The sequence below is a fragment of the Amycolatopsis keratiniphila genome, assembly GCF_000400635.2.
Classification (GTDB): Bacteria; Actinomycetota; Actinomycetes; order Mycobacteriales; family Pseudonocardiaceae; genus Amycolatopsis; species Amycolatopsis keratiniphila.
Map to the genome: position 1 here is coordinate 6379828 of NC_021252.1, position 21214 is coordinate 6401041.

Sequence of the window (21214 nt, forward strand, 5' to 3'; positions counted from 1 at the left end):
GCTTTGCGCGTGGTCCAGTGGAGTACCGGGAACGTCGGCCGCCACGCGCTGGCCGGGATAGCCGCTCGGCCCGATCTCGAACTCGCCGGGGTCTGGGTCTCCAGCGAGGCCAAGGCGGGCGTGGACGCCGGGGAACTGGCCGGGCTCGGGCGCCTGCTCGGCGTCGCGGCCACCACCGACGCGGACGCACTCATCGCGCTGAAGCCGGATTGCGTGCTCTACACGGCGATGGCCGACGACAGGCTCGTCGAGGCCGTCGAGGACCTGAAACGCTTCCTGCACGCGGGGATCAACGTGGTGTCCAGCAGCCCGGTGTTCCTCCAGTACCCCGAAGGTGTCGTGCCGCCGGAGATGATCGAGCCGATCCGCGAAGCGGCCCGCGAAGGCGGCGCTTCGCTGTGGGTCAACGGTGTTGACCCCGGCTTCGCCAACGACTGGTTACCGCTGGTGCTCACCGGCGTGTGCGAGCGGATCGACGAGGTGCGCTGCCTGGAGATCCTCGACTATTCGACGTACGACAACGGCAAGGTGCTGTTCGACATCATGGGCTTCGGCCGCGAGATGGACGACCTGCCGCTGCTGCTGCAGCCCGGCGTGCTGTCGCTGGCCTGGGGCAGCGTCGTACGGCAGCTCGCGGCCGGGCTGGACGTCGAGCTCGACGCCGTCGAGGAGGCCTACGAGCGGCTCCCGGCGCCTGAGACGTTCGAGATCGCCTCGGGAACCATCAAGGAGGGCACGGCGGCGGCACTGCGGTTCGAAGTGCGCGGAATGCGCGGCGGGCGGGCGGTGTGCGTGCTGGAGCACATCACGCGGCTGCGCGGCGACCTCGGGCCGGACTGGCCGCAGCCGACCGGGCAGGGCTGCTACCGCGTCCAGGTGACCGGCGAGCCTCGGTATGAACTGGACCTGCGGTTGGTCGGGACCGACGGTGACCACAACACCGCCGGGCTGAAGGCGACCGCGATGCGGCTGGTGAACGCGATCCCGGCGGTGGTGGCGGCTCCGGCCGGGCTGCTGACGGCGCTGGACCTGCCTTTGGTGACTGGCCGGGGCCTGGTGACTCCCTGAGGCGGCGGCACTTTCACGTGACTGCGTGGACGACACGTGTGATCAGACGGACGACACGCGTGACGGGATCGACGGCACGGGCCGTAGCCAGGTCCTGGCGCGTGCCGTCCACCTGATCACGCGTGTCGTCCGTCTGGACACATGTGTCGTCCGTCTGGTCACGCGACTCACCGCGGCGAGTCCCCGATGCCATGAAAGGTCCTTTCCTTGCAAAATTTGCAAGGAAAGGACCTTTCATGGCACTCGCGACGGAGGGCGGAGCGCTACTTCTCGGCGTCCGGCTTCGGGTCCTCGGTCGCCTTGTCGGCGGCGGAGTCCCGGACCGTGTCCGGAGCCGCGGCGACCTCCGCGTGCGACTCACCGGAGTCGGCCGAAGCGGAGGCCGAAGCGGAGTCGGAGTCGGCGTCCTCGCGCGGCACGTCCTTGCTCCACAGCGTTTCCGGCGCTTCCCTCGGCCCCCGTTTGGCGGCGAGGACGAAGTACGCGATCGCCGCGGCGAACAGCAGGATCGAGGTCCACACGTTGACCCGCAGGCCGAGGATGTGGTTCGCGGTGTCGGTCCGCATCATCTCGATCCAGAACCGGCCAGCGGTATACCCGGCGACGTACAGCGCGAACACCCGGCCGTGGCCGAGGCGGAACTTCTTGTCCGCCCAGATGACCAGCAGCGCGACACCGAGGTTCCAGAGCAGCTCGTAGAGGAACGTCGGGTGCACCGGGCTGTCCGGCAGCGGGACGTGCCCGATCGCGACGCCGTTCAGGAAGTCGTCCGGGTTGGTCGGGTTGTAGCGCTGGTAGATCTCCAGGCCCCACGGCAGATCGGTGTGCGCGCCGTAGAGCTCCTGGTTGAAGTAGTTGCCGAGCCGCCCGATCGCCTGCGCGATCACGATCCCCGGCGCGAGCGCGTCCGCCATCGCGGGCAGCGGGATGCCCCGGCGGCGGCAGGCGATCAGCGCGCCGACGGCGCCGAGCGCGATGGCGCCCCAGATCCCGAGGCCGCCGTCCCAGATCTTCAGCGCGTTGAGCGGGTTCTTGCCCTCGCCGAAGTACAGCTGGTTGTCGGTGATGACGTGGTACAACCGGCCGCCGACCAGGCCGAACGGCACCGCGAAGACGGCGACGTCGATGACGGTGCCCTTCGTGCCGCCGCGGTTCACCCAGCGTCGCTCGCCCAGCCAGATCGCCACGATGATGCCGGCGATGATGCAGAGCGCGTAGGCCCGGATCGGGATCGGCCCGATATGCCAGACGCCCTGGTCGGGGCTGGGGATGGTCGCGAGGAACGCTGCCGAGGCGGTATTCACGTCGGCCACCGTAGCGCTTCATCGACTTCTTGGGGGCGTCAGCCCTCGACGGCGGCCAAATAGCCCGCGATCAGCGCCGACGCGACCTGCCCGACGGCGGCGTCGGGTGGCAGGAACACCTCGTCGTGCAGGCTCGGCGCGCCCGCGGTGTCGCCGAGGCCGACGAACATCATCAGCCCGCGCGACATCCCGCAGTAGTGCGCGAAGTCGTCGGCGCCGAACGACCGGAATTCGGTGTCCACGGCCACCCCGGTCCGGACGAGCCGCCGGTGCGCGCGCTGGGTGAGCCCGGCGTCGTTGTGCAGCACCGGTTCGCACGGGCTGATCTCGAGTTCCGCCCGGCAGCCGTGCGCCTTCGCGGTTCCGTGGACGACCTCGGCGAGCCCCTCCAGCGCGAGGTCGCGGTCTTCGGCACGCATCAGCCGCAGCGAGCCCGACAGACGGGCCTCGTTCGGCACGACGTTCGCCGTGGTCCCGGCTTCGATCCGGCCGACCGAGCAGACCGCGCCGAACACCGGGTCGACCCGGCGGCTCGCGAGCTGCTGCAGGCTCACCACGATCTGGCTGAGCGCGAGGATCGGGTCCCGCAGCAGATGCGGGTACCCGGCGTGCCCGCCCTGGCCGCGGACGACGATGTCGAACTCGTCGGTGGAGGCGTTGACCGGTCCCGGCACCGCCGACACCACGCCCGCCGCGAGCCGGGGCTGGACGTGCGCGCCGATCACCGACTCGACGCCGTACTCGGTGAGCACGCCCGACTCGACGATGTCCAGCGCGCCGGACGGCGACGTCTCCTCACGCGGCTGCAGGAGCGCGACGAGCGGCCGCGGCACCCCGACGGCGGCGGCCGCGCGGCAGGTGGCGACGAGCGCGGCCATGTGCACGTCGTGTCCGCACGCGTGCATCAGCGGCGTCTCCGAGGCCCACGGGATCCCGGTGCGCTCGCTGACCGGCAGCGCGTCCAGTTCGGTACGCAGCGCCACGGCCGGTCCCGGCCGGGTCCCGGGGAGCAGCACGGCGCGCCCGGTCTTCGCGACCCGGACCCCGTCGTCGATGCCCAGCGCCTCGACGACGACGCGCGCGGTGTCCTCCTCGTCCCCCGACGCCCGGGGGTCGGCGTGCACCCGGTGCCGCAGTTCGATCGCGGATGGCAGCTCCGCTTCGACCGCGGCCTCCCACCGGTCGTGCAGTTCGTCCAGCTCCGTCATGTCCCCTCCAGCCCGTACACCCGTTCGGCGTTGCGGTGCCCCACCAGCGCCGCTATCCGATGCGCGTCCACTTCGGACAGTACGTCCGCAGTGAGCCCCGCGTACAGGAAGTCGGACAGTCCTTGCCGGAACAGCGCGGTACCGAGGTGGTACAGCTCGGCCAGCCCGAACGCGTCCGTGGAGAACAGCAGCTTCCCGAACGGCACGATCTCCATTGTCTCCGCGATGATCGCGGGCGCACGATGACCGGCGTTGTGCGTCGCGAGTCCCACGTCGACGAACACGTGCTCGAACACCTGTGCCAGATACGCGGCGTTCCGGTGGAAGGGATAGTTGTGCAGCAGCATGATGGGCACCCCGTGTGACCGGGTGGCCCGCAGCAGCGCGGTGAGCAGCAGCGGATCGCAGCGATGCAGGTCGACGTCGGAATCGCCGAACCCGACGTGGAACTGGATCGGCAACGCCAGGTCGATCCCGGTCCAGATCAGGAACCGGTGCAGCACCTCGTCCGCGAGCCGGACCGGTTCGCCCGCCTCGATCCGCGCGAGCCAGCGGCCCGCCGCTTCGGTGACTTCGGCGTCCGTGGGCCTCTCCTCCGCCAGGTCGAGGCCGACCCGGTAGGCGGCGATGGATTTGAACCCGACGGCCGTCGTGGCGCGTTTCGCCAGTTCGCCGGTGAAGGCTTCGGCGAATCCGGCGGCGCCGGTCGCTCCGATCACCGTTTCGGCGACCTGTTCGAGGCGGACGATGTCCCGCGCGCGAGCGCCGGACAAGGCCGCGAACTGCTCCGTCGTGGTCAGCGTGTCCGGCAGGAAACCGCCGTCGAGCAGGAACTCGGTCGTGCCGGTGGCGCGCAGGAACCGCGCGTTGACCTCCGTGGCGCCCAGTTCGGCGCGGCGGGCCAGATAAACCTCGGCGGGGACGTGCGGCGGCAGGTCGAGCACGGGAGCGCAGCGGGCCCGCACGGCGAGCCCGATCAGCGAATCGAACAGGGTCGTGCCCAGTGACGAGACGGTGTCGGCCTCGGTGAGCAGCTGTTCGAACTCGATCCGGCCGAGGTCGCCGGTGACGACGCCGTGGCAGTGGTGGTCCACCAGCCGCGTCCGGGCCACGAACGGCAGGATCGGGGTTCCCGGCATGAGCGCGTCCCTTCTCGTGATCGACGAGTGCGGCCTCACCCTATGGCCGGATCCGGGCGTGGCAAGGGGCTGGAGAACAGGCCAGGATGAGGAACCATGGTGAACCGGGAAGCACTGACGGCCCGCGCGACCGCCCTCACCGGGGAACTCCGGGCACGGGGTGTCGAGCTCGTGGCGCTGACCTTCGTGGACAACGCCGGGATCGCGCGGGTCAAGGCGGTGCCGCTGCGGAAGCTGCCGTCGGCGGCCGCGTGGGGTGTCGGCGCTTCGAATTCCTTCGATTTCTTCGGTTTCGACGACGTCATCACCGGCGGTGAGCATTCCCTCGGGCCGGTCGGCGACCTGCGGCTGCATCCGGATCTCGACGCGCTGACCGTGCTCGCCGGGCAGCCCGGCTGGGCTTGGGCGCCGGTGACGAAACTCGACCAGGAGGGCGAGCCGCATCCGCAGGATCCGCGGGCCCTGCTCGCGACCGCGGTGGACCGGCTCGCCGCACGCGGTCAGCGGGCGCGGATGAGTTTCGAAATCGAATGGGTGATCACCGGCGCCGACGCCCCGGACGACGCGAAGTCGGCCACGGCGGGCCCGGCCTACGGTTACGCGAGGCTTTCCGAGCGCGCCGACTATCTTCGCGCCCTCGTGTCCACTTTGGACCAACAGGGTGTCGGAGTGGAGCAGATCCATCCCGAATACGCCGACGGCCAGTTCGAGCTGTCCGTCGCCGCGGCCGATCCGGTGCGGGCGGCCGACGTCGCCGTGCTGACGAAGGAGACGATCCGCGCGCTCAGCCACCGGCACGGGCTCAAGGCGTCCTTCACCCCGAAGTTCGCGCCCGCCGGCGTCGGCAACGGCGGGCATGTGCATCTGAGCGTCTGGGACGGTGCACGGAACCTTTTCTCCGGCGGGGAAAGGGTTTTCGGGCTGACACCGGTCGCCGAGTCGTTCAGCGCGGGCATCCTGGAGCGGCTGCCCGCGCTGCTCGCGATCGGGGCTCCGTCGGTGGTCAGCTACCTGCGGCTGGAGCCGCACCACTGGGCGGGGGTGTACACCGCGTGGGGGCTGGAGAACCGGGAGACGCCGCTGCGGCTGGTGCGCGGCGTCGCCGGGAACCGTGAGACGGCGGCGAATCTCGAGGTCAAATGCTTCGACCTGACCGCGAATCCGTATCTGCTGGCGGCCGCGCTGCTGTTCGCCGGGATGGCCGGTGTCGACGAGGACGCGTCACTGCCGGAGCCGCTCGACGTCGATCCCGGAACCCTGACCGAGGAGGAGCGCGCCGCCCGCGGGGTCGAGCGCCTGCCTCAGCGGCTGGAGGAGGCCGTCGCCGCGTTCGAGGCGGACAAGGACCTGGCGGCCGCGTTCGGCGCTCCGCTGGCGACGACGATCGTGGACGTGCGACGGGCGGAGATCGAGCGGTTCGCGGACGCGAGCCCGGAGGAGATCACCGAAGCGCAGCGGTGGCGGCACTGAGCGAGGGGCTGAAGGACGCTTTCCCCGCATCAGACGCAGTGAAGGGGCCCTTCACTGCGTCGCATGCGGTGAAGGGCCCCTTCAGCCCACGTCAGGATCAAGCGGGGGCGACGGCCTTCCGCACACCCGCGGCCAGTTCGGCCGAAAGCTCGCGCACCGCATCGGTCCCGCTCGCCGCGGCCGTCACCAGCGCCGAGCCGACGATGACGCCGTCCGCGAACCCGGCGACCTGCGCCGCCTGCTCGCCGGACCGGACGCCGATCCCGACGCCGATCGGCAGTTCCGTATGCGCGCGGGTCCGCTCGACCAGCTCCTCGGCGTGCACGCCGACCTGGTCACGAGCACCCGTCACGCCCATCACGGCGGTGGCGTACACGAAGCCGGAAGCGGCCGCGACGGTCTTCGCGATCCGCTCCTCCGAGGAGGACGGCGCGACCAGGAAGATCCGGTCCAGACCATGCTGTTCGGAGGCGGCCATCCACTCGTCGGCCTCGTCCGGGATCAGGTCCGGGGTGATCATCCCAAGCCCGCCCGCGGCGGCGAGGTCCCGCGCGAAACGGTCGACACCGTAGCGGTGCACCGGGTTCCAGTAGGTCATCACGACGGCCTTGCCGCCGCGCGCCGACACCGACTCGACGACCTCGAACAGGTGCTTGAGCTTGAAGCCGCCGGAGAGCGCGCTCACCGACGCGGCCTGGATGGTCGGGCCGTCCATCACCGGGTCCGAGTAGGGCACGCCCACCTCGACCAGGTCGGCGCCGCCGTCGACCACCGCGGCCAGCAGGTCCTTGGACCCGTCGACCGTCGGAAAACCGGCCGGGAGGTAGCCGATCAGCGCTCCGCGTCCCTCCGCCCGGGTCTTCGCGAAGATGTCGTCCAGCGCGCTCATGCGTTCTCCACCAGGCCGAAGTACTTCGCGGCCGTGTCCATGTCCTTGTCGCCGCGACCGGACAGGTTCACGATGATCAGCCCCTCGGGGCCGAGTTCACGGCCGAGCACCAGCGCGCCGGCCAGCGCGTGCGCCGACTCGATCGCCGGGATGATGCCCTCGGTGCGCGAAAGCAGCTTGAACGCGTCCATCGCCTCGGCGTCGGTCACCGGCCGGTACTCGGCACGGCCGCTGTCCTTGAGCCACGCGTGCTCCGGGCCGACGCCCGGGTAGTCGAGGCCCGCGGAGATCGAGTGCGATTCGACGGTCTGGCCGTCCTCGTCCTGCAGCAGGTACGTCATCGCGCCGTGCAGGTTGCCCGGCGTGCCCTTGGTCAGCGTGGCTCCGTGACGGTTGCCCTCGATGCCCTCGCCACCCGGTTCGAGACCGACCAGGCGCACCGACTCGTCGTCGATGAAGCCGTGGAAGATCCCGATCGCGTTCGACCCGCCGCCGACGCAGGCCGCGACGGCGTCGGGCAGGCGGCCCGCCTGCTCCAGGATCTGGGCGCGGGCCTCCTCGCCGATGATCTTGTGGAAGTTCCGCACCATCATCGGGAACGGGTACGGGCCCGCCGCCGTGCCGAACAGGTAATGCGTGGTGTCGGCGTTGGTGACCCAGTCGCGCAGCGCCTCGTTGATCGCGTCCTTGAGCGTGCGCGAACCGGTCTTCACCGGGACGACCTCGGCGCCGAGCAGCTTCATGCGGGCGACGTTCAGCGCCTGCCGCTCGGTGTCGACCTCGCCCATGTAGACGATGCATTCCAGGTCCAGCAGCGCGCAGGCGGTGGCGGTGGCCACGCCGTGCTGTCCGGCCCCGGTCTCGGCGATGACCCGCTTCTTGCCCATCCGCTTGGTGAGCAGCGCCTGGCCGAGCACGTTGTTGATCTTGTGCGAACCGGTGTGGTTCAGATCCTCGCGCTTGAGGAAGATCCGGGCGCCGCCGGCGTGCTCGCCGAAGCGCTTGGCCTCGGTGAGCAGCGACGGGCGGCCGGCGTACTCGCGCAGCAGGCGCCGGAACTCGTTGACGAAGTCCGGGTCGGTCCTCGCCTTGTCGTATTCCGCCGCGACCTCGTCGACGACGCCGATCAGGGCCTCGGGCATGAACCGGCCGCCGTACGGGCCGTAGTAGCCCCGGCCGTCCGGGTCGTGCTCGCCGTGCGGTGTTTCGGTGTACTCCACGCTCATCGAGAAGGCCTCGGGCAAGCGGGGTGCGAACCGGCGGTCACGAGCTTGACCAGGGCGCCCTTCGGGTCTCCCGAAGCGACGAGCCCTTCGCCCACGAGGACGGCGTCGGCGCCGTGACCCGCGTAGGACATCAGGTCGCCGGGGCCGCGGACACCGGACTCGGCGATCTTGAAGACGTCCATCGGCAGGCCGGGAGCCAGCCGCGAGAAGACGTCCCTGTCGACCTCGAGGGTGTGCAGGTTGCGGGCGTTGACACCGATCACCTTCGCGCCGGCTTCGAGTGCCTTGTCGGCCTCTTCGGCGTTGTGGATCTCGACCAGCGCGGTCATCCCGAGGGATTCGACGCGGTCCAGCAACGCGATCAGGGCGTTCTGCTCCAGCGCGGCCACGATCAGCAGGACCATGTCGGCGCCGTGCAGCCGCGCCTCGTGGACCTGGTACGGGCTGACGATGAAGTCCTTGCGCAGCACCGGGATGTCGACCGCCGCGCGGACCGCGTCGAGGTCGGCGAGCGAGCCGCCGAACCGCCGCTGCTCGGTCAGCACGCTGATCACCCGGGCGCCGCCGTCGGCGTAGTCCTTCGCCAGCGCGGCCGGATCCGGGATCTCGGCCAGATCGCCCTTGGACGGGCTGCGCCGCTTCACCTCGGCGATGACGCCGATACCGGACTCGCGCAGGGCCGCGAGGACGTCACGTGGGGGCGCGACCTGGGTCGCGCGCTTCTTCAGTTCGTCGAACGGCAGAGCCGCCTCGCGCTCGGCGAGATCGGCACGGACGCCGGCGACGATGTCTTCGAGCACGCTCACCGGAGTTCCTCACCGGCCGTCGTACTCACGGATTCCTTCGCAAGGTCGCTCACAAAAACCTTCCCCTTCCCGCCGAAACGATGCTAACCCCCGCACGGATACGGCCTGGTTCCGGGTATGTCCGTTACTCCGAATGCCCACCGTGTCATCTTTCCCGGCGTAGATCTCCGAAACCCGCGAATTCCGCCGTCGTCACCGTGTCGCGGTGGGATCTTCGCCGTCGGACAGCGCCTCCCACAGCTCGGTCTCCGGATCCTTCGCGGCCTTCTTCTTCGCCCCCGGCGCCGAATACTTCGCGCCGAGGCGCGGCATCCGGCCCGCGCCCTTGATCGCTGCCAACCCGCCCGCGGTCACGAGAATTCCCCCGAGGATCGCGAGACCGCGGGCTCCCAGCATCTGGGCGACGGGCAGTCCGTCGGCGAATCCGCTGAACGAGCCGCCCGCCACGCCGATCCACACCGCCGCGAGGCCGGACACGGCGAGTACCACGCCGAGCACCCGGCGTGGCCAGCCACCGGTGGCGATCAGCCCGGCCGTGCCGGCGAGCGCCAGCAACGCGAGAGGAATCAGCGCAACCGCGCGCTGTGAACCGGTTTCCGTGTACAGCACGGTGCCGCGCACGCCACCGTCGCGGAACTCCGCGAACCAGACCAGCCGCGAGGAACCCCACAGCGCGACCGCGCCCAGCAGCAGGCCCACCACGGCGATCCACAGTGGACGCTTGGCCTTCTTCGCCGGGGCGTCAGACACGAGTGCTGTCACCCGCCGGGTCGAGTTCGTCCGCCGCGATCATCGTCTGCGCCGCCGCGACGGCGGAAAGCACCGTACGGGCCTTGTTGAGCGACTCGTTGTCCTCGTAGTCGGCCACCGAGTCGGCGACGACTCCCCCGCCGGCCTGGACGTACGCGGTGCCGTCCTTCATCAGCGCGGTGCGGATCGCGATCGCGGTGTCGGCGTCGCCCGCGAAGTCGAGATAGCCGACAACGCCGCCGTAGAGCGCCCTGCGGGTCGGCTCCAGCTCCTCGATCAGCTGCATCGCGCGGACCTTCGGCGCGCCCGAGAGCGTTCCTGCCGGGAAACAGGCGGTGACGGCGTCGAAAGCCGTCTTGTCGTCGAGGAGCTCCCCGGTGACCGTGGAGACGATGTGCATGACGTGGCTGTAGCGCTCGACGTCGAAGAAGTCGACGACACGCACGGTGCCGGGCTTGCAGACCTTGCCGAGGTCGTTGCGGCCGAGGTCGACGAGCATCAGGTGCTCGGCGCGCTCCTTCTCGTCCGCGAGCAGGTCCTTGGCCAGCTGCGCGTCCTCCTCCGGATCGGCGCCGCGCCAGCGGGTGCCCGCGATCGGATGCGTGGTCGCGCGGCCGTCCCGCACGGTGACCAGCGACTCCGGACTGGATCCGACGATGTCGAAACCGTCCAGGCGCAGCAGGTACATGTACGGGCTCGGGTTGGACGTGCGCAGTACCCGGTAGACGTCGAGCGCGTCGGCCTGGGTCTCGATCTCGAAGCGTTGCGACGGCACGATTTGGAACGCTTCGCCCGCCTTGATCGCCTCGACGGCCTTCTCGACGGCCGCGTGGAAGTCGGGCTTGGACCGGCGGCGCGTGAATTCGGGCGCGGGACGGTCGAAGACCGCGGCCGTGGCCGGGGCGGCGACGTGCAGCTGCTTGGTCATCGCGTTCAGGCGCGCGACGGCGTCGTCGTACGCGGCGTCGACGCGCTCGGCCGAGTCGTCCCAGTTGACCGCGTTGGCGATCAGCGTGACGGTGCCCTCGTGGTGGTCGAAGGCGGCCAGATCGGTCGCCAGCAGCATGGTGAGCTCGGGGATGTCGAGGTCACGCTCGGCTAGCTCGGGGAGCCGTTCGAGCCAGCGGACGGCGTCGTAGCCGATGTAGCCGACCATGCCGCCGGTGAGCGGCGGCATCCCGGGCAGCTGCTCGGTGTGGAGCGCCGCGACGGTCTCGCGCAGGACGGTGAGCGGGTCGCCCTCGGTCGGCAGGCCGACCGGCGGGGTGCCGGTCCACACGGCCTGGCCGTCACGCACGGTCAGCGCGGCGGGGCTGTCGACGCCGATGAACGACCATCGGCTCCAGGAAGCGCCGTTCTCCGCCGATTCGAACAGGAACGTCCCCGGCCGGTCGGCGGCGAGCTTGCGGTAGACCCCGATGGGGGTCTCACCGTCGGCGAGCACGCGACGGACAACGGGGATGACGCGACGGCCCTCGGCGAGCGCGCGGAACTCGTCGCGCGAAGGGCTGACCGAGCCGAGCCCCGACGGGCTGGCGTTTGCGGCGCTGACCATGTCGCTCATTGTGCTGCAACGGCCGGGCGGACCGGGACGGGGGGATGAATTCAAAGTTTGTTGAATTTCTGGCCGGGTCCGTTCATGATGACGCCATGGCTGGTGAAGACACTACCGTGCGGCGACGGGGACGGCGGCCCGGCGGACAGGACACCCGGACCGCGCTGATCGAAGCGGCGCGCGCGGTGTTCGGCGAGAGCGGCTTCGACGGCGCGACCGTGCGCGCGATCGCGACCCGGGCCGGGGTCGACGCGGCGATGGTGAACCACTGGTTCGGCAGCAAGGAAGGGCTGTTCGCCCAAGCCATCCTGAAGCTCCCCTTCGACCCGCACGAACTGCTCGTGGTGCTGCGCGACGGACCCGACGACGAGTTCGGCCAGCGGATCGTCCGTACCTTCCTCACCCGATGGGACGGCGCGGGCGGCGAGGTGTTCCAGGCCCTCGTCCGTAGCGTCGCCGGGCACGAGCAGGCCGCGGCCGTGCTGCGCGGCTTCTTCCAGAACTTCTTCACGAAGGTGATCGGCGGCCTGGGCTCGGACCGCGTCGAACTGCGGACCACGCTCTGCGCCTCCCAGCTCGTCGGAATGGGGCTGGTGCGCTACGTCGCGAAATTCGAGCCGATGGCTTCGAGCGAGATCGAGCCGCTCGTCACCGCGATCGCACCGACTGTGCAGCGTTACCTGACCGGCGACATCGACTGACCCTTCGGGCGATCACGCGAGTTACGCCTTCGCTCACGCCGTGTCCGGTTCGATCTCCTTGACAGGGACCGTGTAGAGCGTGTCCTTCGAGAACCGGCCCCGCGGGAAGATCACGATCATGTCCGTGTCCTCGCCACCGATGAAGACGGGGACCTTCTGAAGTCCCTTGAAACGGGGAGCGATCCGCAGTGACCGGCGCGTCTGGAGCAGCTTGTAGTCGCGCTCGAGATAGACGTCGATCCTGGGGTACAACCAGCCCGGCCGGACCGTCGCCGTGGCCTCGCGCAAGCCGGTCTTCTCAGCGGAGCGGCGGCGACTCTTCCAGAGCCAGGCCGCGTACAGACACGCCGGAATGCCGTAGACGGCCGCCAAGGACAGCGGGGCGAGCACCTCGAATCGGCGATCTTCGGAGACTATCTGGCACACGACGAAGTATGCGATCCAGAAGACCGCCCAAGCCGCCGCCCGTTGTTCGAGAAGCGACAGTTTTTCGATCAAGGGGTTGGCCACTTCTTCGTGGACCGTCGGCGCCTCGAAGCTTTCGGTGAAGTCGTGGTCCTCGGCGAAGGGAGGTCGCCCGGCGACCCTTGGACGTCGTCTCGGACGGTCGGTCTTCTTTTTCCCTCGCCCCAGTTTCATGCACTGAGGTTAATCGAGAAGAGCGGCCTTTCCGGATAACGAGTTCAGTGTCGCTCCAGGGCAACCGCAAGCCTCGGCCGAGCGTACAAGTGAGCAGGCGCGTCAGCCCGCGACCAGCACCGCGATCAACGCCAGCGTGCCCGGCACCACCTGCACGAAGAAGATCTTCTTGCTCGCCGTCGCCGTCCCGTAGAGCCCGGCCACGATCACGCACGCGAGGCCGTAGATCTTGAACTGCCAAGCCGTGCTTCCGGTCGCGCTCAGGCCCCAGATCAGCGCGGCGGCCAGGAAACCGTTGTACAGCCCCTGATTCGCCGCGAGCGCGGAGCTCGCCTTCGCGAACTCCTCGGTGGTGCCGAAGGAGGCGCGAGCGCGCGGGGTGGTCCACAGGAACATCTCGAGCACGACGATGTACAGGTGGATCAGCGCGACGATGCCGACCAGCACGTTGGCGACGACATTCACGGATTACTCGCTCTCGTCGGCCAGCAGCAGCCGTTCGTCGGTGTCGAAACAGGTGTGCGTGCCGGTGTGACAGGCCGGGCCGGTCTGGTCGACGCGCAGCAGGACGGTATCGCCGTCGCAGTCGATCCGCACCTCGCGCACGTGCTGGACGTGGCCCGACGTCTCGCCCTTGACCCACAGTTCCTTGCGGCTGCGCGAGTAGTAGGTGCCGCGCCGCGTGGTGAGCGTGCGTTCGAGCGCCTCGTCGTTCATCCACGCCATCATCAGCACGTCCGATGTGGAGTGTTCGACGACGACGGCCGCGATCAGCCCGTCGGCGTTGCGCTTCAGGCGATCCGACAGGGCGGGGTCAAGCGTCATTCGTGGCTCCGAGAAGGTGCCGTTTCACCGGCATCGAGTTGAGCAGGACCGCCGTGTAGATGTACCCGGCGAAGAGGATCCCGGAGACGATCTTCACCCAGAAGAGTTCCGCCGCCAGCATCGACAGCGCGTGCAGCAAGCCGAAGAGGAAGCTGACCGCGAACCCGGCGAACCGCGCGGACGACATCTTCAGCACCAGCCCCGCCACGACGAGACCGCCGAGCACGAGCGACGTCCCCGGCAGCAGGAACGTCCGCGCGGACGAATACGGCGCGAACATGAGGATCCCGGCCATCGCGAGGTACGCGACGGCGAGCCCGAGCAGCAGCGCGCAGACGACCTTGACCTCGGTGGCGGCCTTCCACTGGTTCGGGATCACCGGACCACGACTCCCCCGGCGCGCAGCGCGCTCTTGACCTCGCCGATCTTCAACTGTCCGAAGTGGAACACGCTCGCCGCGAGCACCGCGTCCGCACCGGCCTCGACGGCGGGCAGGAAGTGTTCCAGCGCGCCGGCGCCGCCGCTGGCGATCACCGGGACGCGGACGGCCGCGCGCACCTGGGTGAGGAGTTCGAGGTCGAAGCCATTCTTCGTGCCGTCGGCGTCCATCGAGTTGAGCAGGATCTCGCCGACGCCGAGTTCCTCGCCGCGCGCGGCCCATTCGACGGCGTCGATCCCGGTGCCGCGACGGCCGCCGTGAGTGGTCACCTCGAAGCCGGACGGGGTCGGTTCGGTGCCCTCGGGGACCCGGCGCGCGTCCACCGACAGCACGACGCACTGCGCGCCGAACCGGCGGGACGCCTCGCGCAGGAACTCCGGCCGCGCGATGGCGGCGGTGTTGATGCTCACCTTGTCCGCACCGGTGCGCAGCAGCCGGTTGACGTCGTCGTTCGTGCGCACGCCGCCACCGACGGTGAGCGGGATGAACACCTGCTCCGCGGTCCGGCGGACCACGTCGAAGGTGGTCTCACGGTCCCCGGAGGAGGCCGTGACGTCGAGGAACGTGAGCTCGTCCGCGCCCTCGGCGTCGTACAGGCGGGCGAGTTCGACGGGGTCGCCGGCGTCGCGCAGGTCGGCGAAGTTGACGCCCTTCACCACACGGCCCGCGTCGACGTCGAGACACGGGATGACCCTGACTGCGACTGACATGGGGACAAGCGTAGTCAAGCGCGTTCTAAGCTCGCGGAATGGCACAGGCGGGGCGGCGTCCGGGGCAGACCGAGACGCGGGAGGTGATCCTCGAAGCGGCACGGCGCAGGTTCGCCGAACAGGGCTACGACGGGGCGACCGTGCGCGGCATCGCGGCCGACGCCGGGGTCAACGCCGCGCTGCTGCACCATTTCTTCGGCACCAAGCAACGGCTCTTCGCCATGTCGATGAACCTGCCCGTCGATCCGGGCGAGCTGGTCCCCCGGATCCTCGAAGGCCCCGAGGACGAGATCGGCGAACGCCTCGTCCGCGCGTTCCTCGGTCTCTGGCGGGCCCCGGAGGGCCGCGCGCCGTTCCTGGCGATGATCCGGTCCGCCACCACGAACGAGCAGGTCGCGACCATGATGCGGCAGTTCCTGGAGCGGGCGGTGCTGGCGCGGGTCGCCGAGGCACGCGGCGTGCCGAAGGTCCGGGTGGCCGGGATCGCCGCCCAGATGATCGGGTTCGCGCTGTTGCGCTACGTCATCGGGCTCCCGCCGCTGGCCGCCGCCTCGGAGGACGAGATCGTCGCGATGCTGGCGCCGGTCGCGCAGTACTACCTGACCCCCGACGTTCACCACCCGGTCACTCCGCGCGGCTAGCTTCCCGAGGATGCGCATAGCTGCTCTCCTCCCCCTCCCCCTGCTGGCGGCCTCACTGCTCGCCGCCGCGCCCGCCGAAGCGGGCCAGAACCCCTCGCCCGTGGCGCAGACCAGGGCGTACGTCGACGACGCCGGTGCGGACCCGGCGAACGCCGACGCCGACGACCCGGCGATCTGGGTCCACCCGAAGAATCCGTCGGCCAGCGTCGTGCTCGGCACGCTCAAGGAAGGCGGGCTGGCCGCGTTCGACCTGAAGGCGCGGCAGTTGCAGCATCTCGCCGTTCCCGCGGGCGGCCGGTTCAACAACGTCGACGTCGTCGGCGATCTCGCCGTGGTGAGCGACCGCGGCCGGGACCGCGTGCGCGTCTACCGGATCGACCCGGCCGGTGCCGCGGCCGGCTCGCGGGTGCTGCGTGACGTCACGGATCCCGCCGCCCCACCGGTTTTCTCCGCGTCGGAGTCCGAAGTGGACGAACAGCGGACCGCGTACGGGCTCACCGCCGGACGCGACCCGCGCACCGGCGCGCGCTGGGTCGCGGTGACCCGGCGCCACGAGACCCGGGTGGCGCTCTTGCGACTTGTCGACAAAGCGGACGGCACCGTCGGCACGGCGCCGATCGGCACGATCGACCTGCCGTCGGAGTTCCGGCTGCCGAACGGGAAGACGTGGTCGCCCTGCGGCGAACCGGACGAGCGGCCGCAGCTGGAAGGTTCGATCCTCGACACCGCGAACCGCGTGCTCTACACCGCGCAGGAGGACGTCGGGATCTGGCGGATCCCGGTGGACGGAGCCGGTTTCGGCCGTCCGGTACTGATCGACAAGGTGCGGTCGTTCGGGGTGCCGCAGCGGTTCGACGAGGCGACCGAGGAATGCGTCGCAGACGGCCCCGACCCCGGTTTCGGCGGCAAGTGGCTGACGGCGGACGCCGAAGGGCTGGCGCTGGCCGACGGCAAGCTGCTCGCGTCGAGCCAGGGCGACTCCCGGTTCGTGGTCTACGACCGTGAAGGCACGCCGCGGCGTGATTTCCGGGTCGTCGCCGGACACGGGACCGACTCGGTCGAGCACTCCGACGGCGCCGCGATCTCCACGAAGTCCCTGGGGCCGCTGTTCCCGCACGGCCTGCTGGTGGTGCACGACGGCGAACGCCGCCCGGCGGCGACCGACCCCGCCGGTGAAGAGCTCGCGACGACCGGATTCGCCTTCGTCCGCCTGGAGACCGCCGTGCGGTGATCGTGTTCACCGAGAAAGTTCCGTTCCCGATGCATCAGCCGGGTGGTCTCGCGCGTCCCTAGAGGGAGACCACCGGCTGAGGGGGACACGTGCCTGCGACCTTCGACGAGTTCGTCGCGGATCGCCTGGACGGGCTCCTGCGCTACGCGACCGTCCTGACCGACGATCCGTATCTGGCGCAGGACATCGTCCAGGAGGTGCTGCTGCGTGCTCAGCAACGCTGGCCGAAGATCGACTCGCCACCGACCTACGTCCGCCGGATGGTGACCAACGAGTACCTCTCGTGGCGAAGGCGGCTGGCGGTCCGCCGGGTGACACCGTCGTCGCCGGAAGTGCTCGACCTGGTGAGCCCGCCGGTCTCCGATCACTCCATCGAGTACGACGAACGCGACGCGATGCTGGACCGGCTCGCGAAGCTCCCGCGCAAACAACGCGCCGCGATCGTGCTCCGCTACTACGAGAACTACTCCGACGAGGAGATCGCCGCGGTGCTCCGCTGCGCGACGTCGACCGTGCGCAGCCAGATCTCGCGCGCGCTCGCGACGCTGCGGGAAACCGGGCCGTCCCCGTCCGTGCAGCCCACGGGAGCCCGCAAATGACCCGACTGAGTGACGAGCACACCGAGGACCTGATCCGGGAGAGCCTCGAACATCTGGCGACGCGGGCGCCCGACGGGGCCGAGATCCGCGAGGTGCTGGCCCAACGGCCGTCGAGCCGTCCGACGATGGCCTTGGCACTGGTCGCGGCGGCGGTCGCGATCATCGCGCTCGCCGTCCCGCTGGGCCTGCGGGCCTACACCACGGTCACCCCCGCCTCGCCGCGAAACGCCGACTGGACGGTGCTGCCGTACAAGCCCGGCTGGTTGCCCGACGGCTTCAAGGAGCTGACCCGGAGCGCGAAGGCCTATCCCGGACCGCAGACCAGGACGTGGAGCAGCGGCGAGGCCGGGCAGGTGCAGCTGACCACCACACCGCTGGACGACCGGCGCGGGCCGTGGACCATCGCGCCCGCGCCGAACCAGATCATCGTGCACGGCCGCGTCGGGATGGTCGCGGAGGTCTACGGCGACGGGACGATGCTGACCTGGTCGCCCGACGACACGTATCTGCTGAGCTTGACGTTGATCGGGGTGAAGAACCCGCGCGACGTCGGTCAGCGGATCGCGGACGAGATGGTCCGGGACGACCGTGCCCGGGTGTCGGGCGAACTGCGGTTCGGCCGGTTGCCCGCCGACCTGGAACTGTCCGGCGTGAACCTGTTCATGACCGTCGGCGGGGCCGCGACCGAACTCGAAGCCACCCGCACCGGGCAACCCACCGCGGCGGCGGTCGTCAGGGCGTCACTCCGCGCCGAACGGCCGGACTCGGGCGACGCCGCGCCCGTGCCGCTCAAGGTCAGGGGGACCGACGGCTTCTCCCTGCCCGAACGGACCGGGCGGCTCGGACACGAGGACGAAACGGTCGCCGTCCAGGTGGAAGGCGGGCGCTGGCTCACCGTGTCCGGCAAACGGGACCAGGCCACCCTGCTCGGCATCGCGAACGACATCCAGCTGATCCCCGGCGACTTCGGCTGGTTCGGGAAGGCACCGGAATAGTGACGGAGGGGCGCGGGTTGTCGACGGCATGACGGACACCTACCGCTCCATCGCGTTCACCGAATACGGCGACTCCGGGGTCCTTCGCGTCCTCGAGCGCGAGCTGCCCGAGCCGGGCCCCGGTCAGGTGCGGGTCGCCGTCAGGGCCGCGGGCGTGAACCCCATCGACTGGAAGATCCGCTCCGGGCTGATGGCCGACGCCTTCCCGACGGAGTTCCCGGCCGTCCCCGGTGGCGACATCGCCGGCGTGATCGACGCGATCGGCGAGGGCGTGTCCGGTTTCGCGGCCGGCGACGAAGTGCTCGGCTCCGGAGCGGGCGGATACGCGGAGTACGTCCTCGCGGATCCCGCGCGCCTGATCACCAAACCGGAGTCGCTTTCGTGGGAACTGGCCGCCGCGCTGCCCGCTGTCGTCAACACCGCCTATCGCGCCCTCAACCTGCTGGATCTCGAGAAGGGCGAGACCCTGCTCATCGACGGCGCCGCGGGTGGTGTCGGCACCATCGCCGTGCAGCTCGCCGTCGCGCGCGGGCTGACCGTGGTGGGCACCGCGAGCGAAGGGAACCACGAGTACCTGCGCTCGCTGGGCGCCGTCCCGGTCCAGTACGGCGAAGGACTCGCCGAACGCGTACGCGACGTCGCGCCCCAGGGGGTCGACGCGTCGTTCGACGCCTCCGGGCGTGGCTCGCTTGCCACCCTCGTCGAGCTGACGGGTGGCCCGAAGCGGGTCATCACCATCGCCGCGCCGGACGCGGCCGAGCACGGCGTCCGCTTCACCTCGGGATCCCCGGCCGAGCAGGTGCCCGGCTCGCTGGCCGAAGGCGCCGCGCTCGCCGCAGAAGGCAAGCTCGACCTGCCGATCGCCCGTGTCTACCCGCTCGCCGAAGCGGCCGCGGCCCAGGACGAGAGCGAAGCGGGCCACGTCCGGGGCAAGCTCGTCCTGGTCCCATGAGCCTTCCCGCGACGGCGAGCTGGCTGCATCGGGACGCCAGGACCGGGCTCGAGGTCGCGTTCTTCCAAGAACACGAAGGCGGCTGGAGGATAAGCGGGGCCACGACGGCCGTCGAGGACGGTGAATCCTGGTTCGTCGAGTACGCGATCACCGTCGACGCCGGCTGGCATACGCGGTCGGCGGAGATCTCGGGCCGGTCGGCGAGCGGCGCCCGGCGCACGGTGCTCGAATCCGGCGGCGACGGACGATGGCGGGTGGACGGGGTCGCGAATCCACGGCTCGACGGCTGTTTCGACGTGGACCTCGAGTCGTCGTCGATGACGAACACGCTGCCGGTGCACCGGCTCGGCCTGGCGCCAGGTGCCGCCGCCGGGGCGCCCGCCGTGTACGTCCGGGCGAGCGATCTCGCCGTGGAGCGGCTCGAGCAGCGCTACGAGCGGATCGGTGACCGCGATTTCGCCTATACCGCACCGGTCTTCGATTTCTCCTGCGTGCTGCGCTACGACCGGCACCTGCTGGTGCACGACTACCCGGGCATCGCCGTGCGGCTGTCCTGAACGCCGCACCCCTTGACTCTCGCTTCTCAACGGGTGCAGAATTAAACACATGACTAATTCTGCGATCTCCGTGACCGGCCTGCGGGTCATCCGCGGCGGCCGTGAGGTCGTCAGGGACATCGGTTTCGCGACGCCGCGCGGCCGGATCACCGGCCTACTCGGCCCCAGTGGCTGCGGCAAGACGACGCTGATGCGCTCGATCGTCGGCGTGCAGATCGTCGCCGCGGGCGAGGTCACCGTGCTCGGCCACCCCGCGGGCAGCCCGCCGCTGCGCCGCTTGATCGGCTACGCCACCCAGAACCCGGCCATCTACGCCGACCTCACCATCACGGAAGCCTTGCGCTACTTCGCTTCCGTGCTCCGCGCTCCGGTGTCCGATGTGGACAGAGTGATCGGCGAGGTCGGACTCACCGAGCACGCGGGCAAGCTCGTCGGCGCCCTGTCGGGCGGCCAGCACAGCCGGGCCAACCTCGCCGTCGCACTGCTCGGAAAGCCCGAACTGCTCGTCCTCGACGAGCCGACCGTCGGCCTGGATCCCGTGCTCCGCGACGAACTCTGGGCCCTTTTCCGCCGTCTCGCCGAGGGCGGGGCGACGCTGCTCGTGTCCAGCCACGTCATGGACGAAGCCGCGCGATGCGACCGTCTGCTGCTCATGCGCAAAGGTCGGATCCTCGCCGACGACACCCCGGCCGGGCTGCGCGAGCGCACCGGGACGACCGATCTGGAGCAGGCGTTCCTGCGGCTGGTCCGCGAGACCGAGGTGAGCCCCTCATGAACCCCGCCTTGACCCTGGCCACTGCCCGCCGCATCCTCCTGCAGCTCCGGCACGATCCGCGCACCGTCGCGATGCTGATCGTCGTCCCGTCGCTGCTGATGGTGCTGCTGCGCTTCGTCTTCAACTCCGAAGCGGTGTTCAGCCGCGTCGCCCCGGCACTGCTCGGTGTCTTCCCGTTCCTGATCATGTTCCTGATCACCTCGATCACGACACTGCGCGAGCGCACCACCGCCACCCTGGAACGGCTGATGACCCTGCCGATCGGCAGGATGGACCTGCTCTTCGGCTACGCGCTCGCGTTCGGCTCGATCGCGATCGTGCAGGTCGGCGTCGCCGCCGGGGTGTCGCTCGCCTGGCTGGGCCTCGACATCGCGGGCTCGATCGGGATGCTGCTGCTCATCGCCGTCCTCGACGCGCTTCTCGGGATGGCGCTCGGCCTCTTCGTGAGCGCGTTCGCGCGGACGGAGTTCCAGGCGGTGCAGTTCATGCCGCTGTTCGTGCTGCCGCAGATCCTGCTGTGCGGCCTGTTCGTGCCGCGCGGGGAGATGGGCTGGCTCCTGAACTGGCTTTCGAACGTGATGCCGCTTTCGTACGCCGTCGAAGCGCTCACCCGCGTCACCACGTCGGGCACCGTGGACGCGACGCTGATCCGGAATCTGATCATCGTCGGAGCGTGTGCCCTGGCGGCGCTGGTCCTCGGCGCGGCGACCTTGCGCAGGCGGACGGCCTAGACTT

General features: G+C 70.1%; 24 protein-coding genes. 11 read left to right on the forward strand and 13 right to left on the reverse strand.

Going from position 1 to position 21214, the window contains the following annotated elements:
* Nucleotides 1-3 precede the first annotated feature (3 nt).
* Nucleotides 4-1068 carry an NAD(P)H-dependent amine dehydrogenase family protein gene (locus AORI_RS69120; RefSeq protein ID WP_016335948.1) on the forward strand — a complete coding sequence of 355 codons (1065 nt, stop codon included), beginning with the start codon at nt 4-6 and terminating at the stop codon, nt 1066-1068.
* Nucleotides 1069-1331: 263 nt separating this feature from the next.
* Here AORI_RS69120 and lgt read toward each other — a convergent pair whose 3' ends face one another.
* The 3 genes from lgt to AORI_RS69140 are packed head-to-tail and all read right to left on the reverse strand — an operon-like array spanning nt 1332 to nt 4719.
* The gene (gene lgt / locus AORI_RS69130; protein ID WP_016335950.1) at nt 1332-2381 is read right to left on the reverse strand and encodes a prolipoprotein diacylglyceryl transferase; all 1050 of its coding nucleotides are present in this window, start codon (nt 2379-2381) and stop codon (nt 1332-1334) included.
* Nucleotides 2382-2410: 29 nt separating this feature from the next.
* Entirely contained in the window at nt 2411-3580 is a 1170-nt protein-coding gene (locus AORI_RS69135; RefSeq protein ID WP_016335951.1) for a M20 metallopeptidase family protein, read from the reverse strand.
* Nucleotides 3577-4719, reverse strand: a complete 1143-nt coding sequence (locus tag AORI_RS69140; protein WP_016335952.1) for an amidohydrolase family protein — start codon at nt 4717-4719, stop codon at nt 3577-3579. Before AORI_RS69140 ends, AORI_RS69135 begins: the two co-directional genes overlap by 4 nt.
* A gap of 96 nt (nt 4720-4815) precedes the next feature.
* On the opposite strand from AORI_RS69140, the gene AORI_RS69145 reads away from it, so the two are divergent.
* Entirely contained in the window at nt 4816-6189 is a 1374-nt protein-coding gene (locus AORI_RS69145) for a glutamine synthetase family protein (protein ID WP_016335953.1), read from the forward strand.
* 97 nt (nt 6190-6286) lie between these two features.
* Here AORI_RS69145 and trpA read toward each other — a convergent pair whose 3' ends face one another.
* From trpA to AORI_RS69170, 5 genes are all read right to left on the reverse strand, one after another.
* A complete protein-coding gene (trpA, locus tag AORI_RS69150) occupies nt 6287-7078 on the reverse strand; it encodes a tryptophan synthase subunit alpha (RefSeq protein ID WP_016335954.1) in 792 nt (263 codons plus the stop codon).
* Complete coding sequence (trpB, locus tag AORI_RS69155) at nt 7075-8304, reverse strand: tryptophan synthase subunit beta (RefSeq protein WP_046199846.1); 1230 nt, start codon at nt 8302-8304, stop codon at nt 7075-7077. The genes trpA and trpB overlap by 4 nt, the downstream gene beginning before the upstream one ends.
* Complete coding sequence (trpC, locus tag AORI_RS69160) at nt 8301-9110, reverse strand: indole-3-glycerol phosphate synthase TrpC (RefSeq protein WP_005155232.1); 810 nt, start codon at nt 9108-9110, stop codon at nt 8301-8303. Before trpC ends, trpB begins: the two co-directional genes overlap by 4 nt.
* Nucleotides 9111-9302: 192 nt before the next feature.
* Nucleotides 9303-9860: a Trp biosynthesis-associated membrane protein gene (locus AORI_RS69165; protein ID WP_016335956.1), complete on the reverse strand. Its 558-nt coding sequence runs from the start codon at nt 9858-9860 to the stop codon at nt 9303-9305.
* Nucleotides 9853-11415 carry an anthranilate synthase component I gene (locus AORI_RS69170; RefSeq protein WP_016335957.1) on the reverse strand — a complete coding sequence of 521 codons (1563 nt, stop codon included), beginning with the start codon at nt 11413-11415 and terminating at the stop codon, nt 9853-9855. The genes AORI_RS69165 and AORI_RS69170 overlap by 8 nt, the downstream gene beginning before the upstream one ends.
* 95 nt (nt 11416-11510) lie before the next feature.
* On the opposite strand from AORI_RS69170, the gene AORI_RS69175 reads away from it, so the two are divergent.
* Complete coding sequence (locus AORI_RS69175; RefSeq protein ID WP_043848273.1) at nt 11511-12116, forward strand: TetR/AcrR family transcriptional regulator; 606 nt, start codon at nt 11511-11513, stop codon at nt 12114-12116.
* 33 nt (nt 12117-12149) lie between these two features.
* Here AORI_RS69175 and AORI_RS69180 read toward each other — a convergent pair whose 3' ends face one another.
* From AORI_RS69180 to hisF, 5 genes are all read right to left on the reverse strand, one after another.
* Nucleotides 12150-12755, reverse strand: a complete 606-nt coding sequence (locus AORI_RS69180; protein WP_016335959.1) for a hypothetical protein — start codon at nt 12753-12755, stop codon at nt 12150-12152.
* Nucleotides 12756-12857: 102 nt separating this feature from the next.
* A complete protein-coding gene (locus AORI_RS69185) occupies nt 12858-13220 on the reverse strand; it encodes a DUF1304 domain-containing protein (RefSeq protein ID WP_016335960.1) in 363 nt (120 codons plus the stop codon).
* A gap of 3 nt (nt 13221-13223) precedes the next feature.
* Nucleotides 13224-13580 (reverse strand): phosphoribosyl-AMP cyclohydrolase, encoded by a 357-nt coding sequence (gene hisI / locus AORI_RS69190; protein WP_016335961.1) that lies wholly within the window; start codon nt 13578-13580, stop codon nt 13224-13226.
* Nucleotides 13570-13959, reverse strand: a complete 390-nt coding sequence (locus AORI_RS69195; RefSeq protein ID WP_016335962.1) for a hypothetical protein — start codon at nt 13957-13959, stop codon at nt 13570-13572. Before AORI_RS69195 ends, hisI begins: the two co-directional genes overlap by 11 nt.
* Entirely contained in the window at nt 13956-14729 is a 774-nt protein-coding gene (gene hisF, locus AORI_RS69200) for an imidazole glycerol phosphate synthase subunit HisF (RefSeq protein WP_016335963.1), read from the reverse strand. The genes AORI_RS69195 and hisF overlap by 4 nt, the downstream gene beginning before the upstream one ends.
* 38 nt (nt 14730-14767) lie before the next feature.
* Between hisF and AORI_RS69205 the strand changes: the two genes are divergently transcribed.
* From AORI_RS69205 to AORI_RS69240, 8 genes are all read left to right on the forward strand, one after another.
* Nucleotides 14768-15370, forward strand: coding sequence for a TetR/AcrR family transcriptional regulator (locus AORI_RS69205; RefSeq protein WP_016335964.1), 603 nt, complete (start codon nt 14768-14770; stop codon nt 15368-15370).
* Nucleotides 15371-15380: 10 nt separating this feature from the next.
* Nucleotides 15381-16601 carry a phytase gene (locus AORI_RS69210; RefSeq protein WP_043848274.1) on the forward strand — a complete coding sequence of 407 codons (1221 nt, stop codon included), beginning with the start codon at nt 15381-15383 and terminating at the stop codon, nt 16599-16601.
* Nucleotides 16602-16690: 89 nt separating this feature from the next.
* Nucleotides 16691-17200, forward strand: a complete 510-nt coding sequence (locus AORI_RS69215; protein WP_016335966.1) for an RNA polymerase sigma factor — start codon at nt 16691-16693, stop codon at nt 17198-17200.
* Nucleotides 17197-18195 (forward strand): hypothetical protein, encoded by a 999-nt coding sequence (locus AORI_RS69220; protein ID WP_016335967.1) that lies wholly within the window; start codon nt 17197-17199, stop codon nt 18193-18195. The genes AORI_RS69215 and AORI_RS69220 overlap by 4 nt, the downstream gene beginning before the upstream one ends.
* Before the next feature lie 28 nt (nt 18196-18223).
* Nucleotides 18224-19147 (forward strand): NADP-dependent oxidoreductase, encoded by a 924-nt coding sequence (locus AORI_RS69225; protein WP_016335968.1) that lies wholly within the window; start codon nt 18224-18226, stop codon nt 19145-19147.
* The gene (locus AORI_RS69230; protein WP_016335969.1) at nt 19144-19704 is read left to right on the forward strand and encodes a putative glycolipid-binding domain-containing protein; all 561 of its coding nucleotides are present in this window, start codon (nt 19144-19146) and stop codon (nt 19702-19704) included. Before AORI_RS69225 ends, AORI_RS69230 begins: the two co-directional genes overlap by 4 nt.
* 49 nt (nt 19705-19753) lie before the next feature.
* Nucleotides 19754-20479, forward strand: coding sequence for an ABC transporter ATP-binding protein (locus AORI_RS69235; RefSeq protein WP_043848275.1), 726 nt, complete (start codon nt 19754-19756; stop codon nt 20477-20479).
* A complete protein-coding gene (locus AORI_RS69240) occupies nt 20476-21210 on the forward strand; it encodes an ABC transporter permease (RefSeq protein WP_016335971.1) in 735 nt (244 codons plus the stop codon). Before AORI_RS69235 ends, AORI_RS69240 begins: the two co-directional genes overlap by 4 nt.
* Nucleotides 21211-21214: the final 4 nt, after the last annotated feature.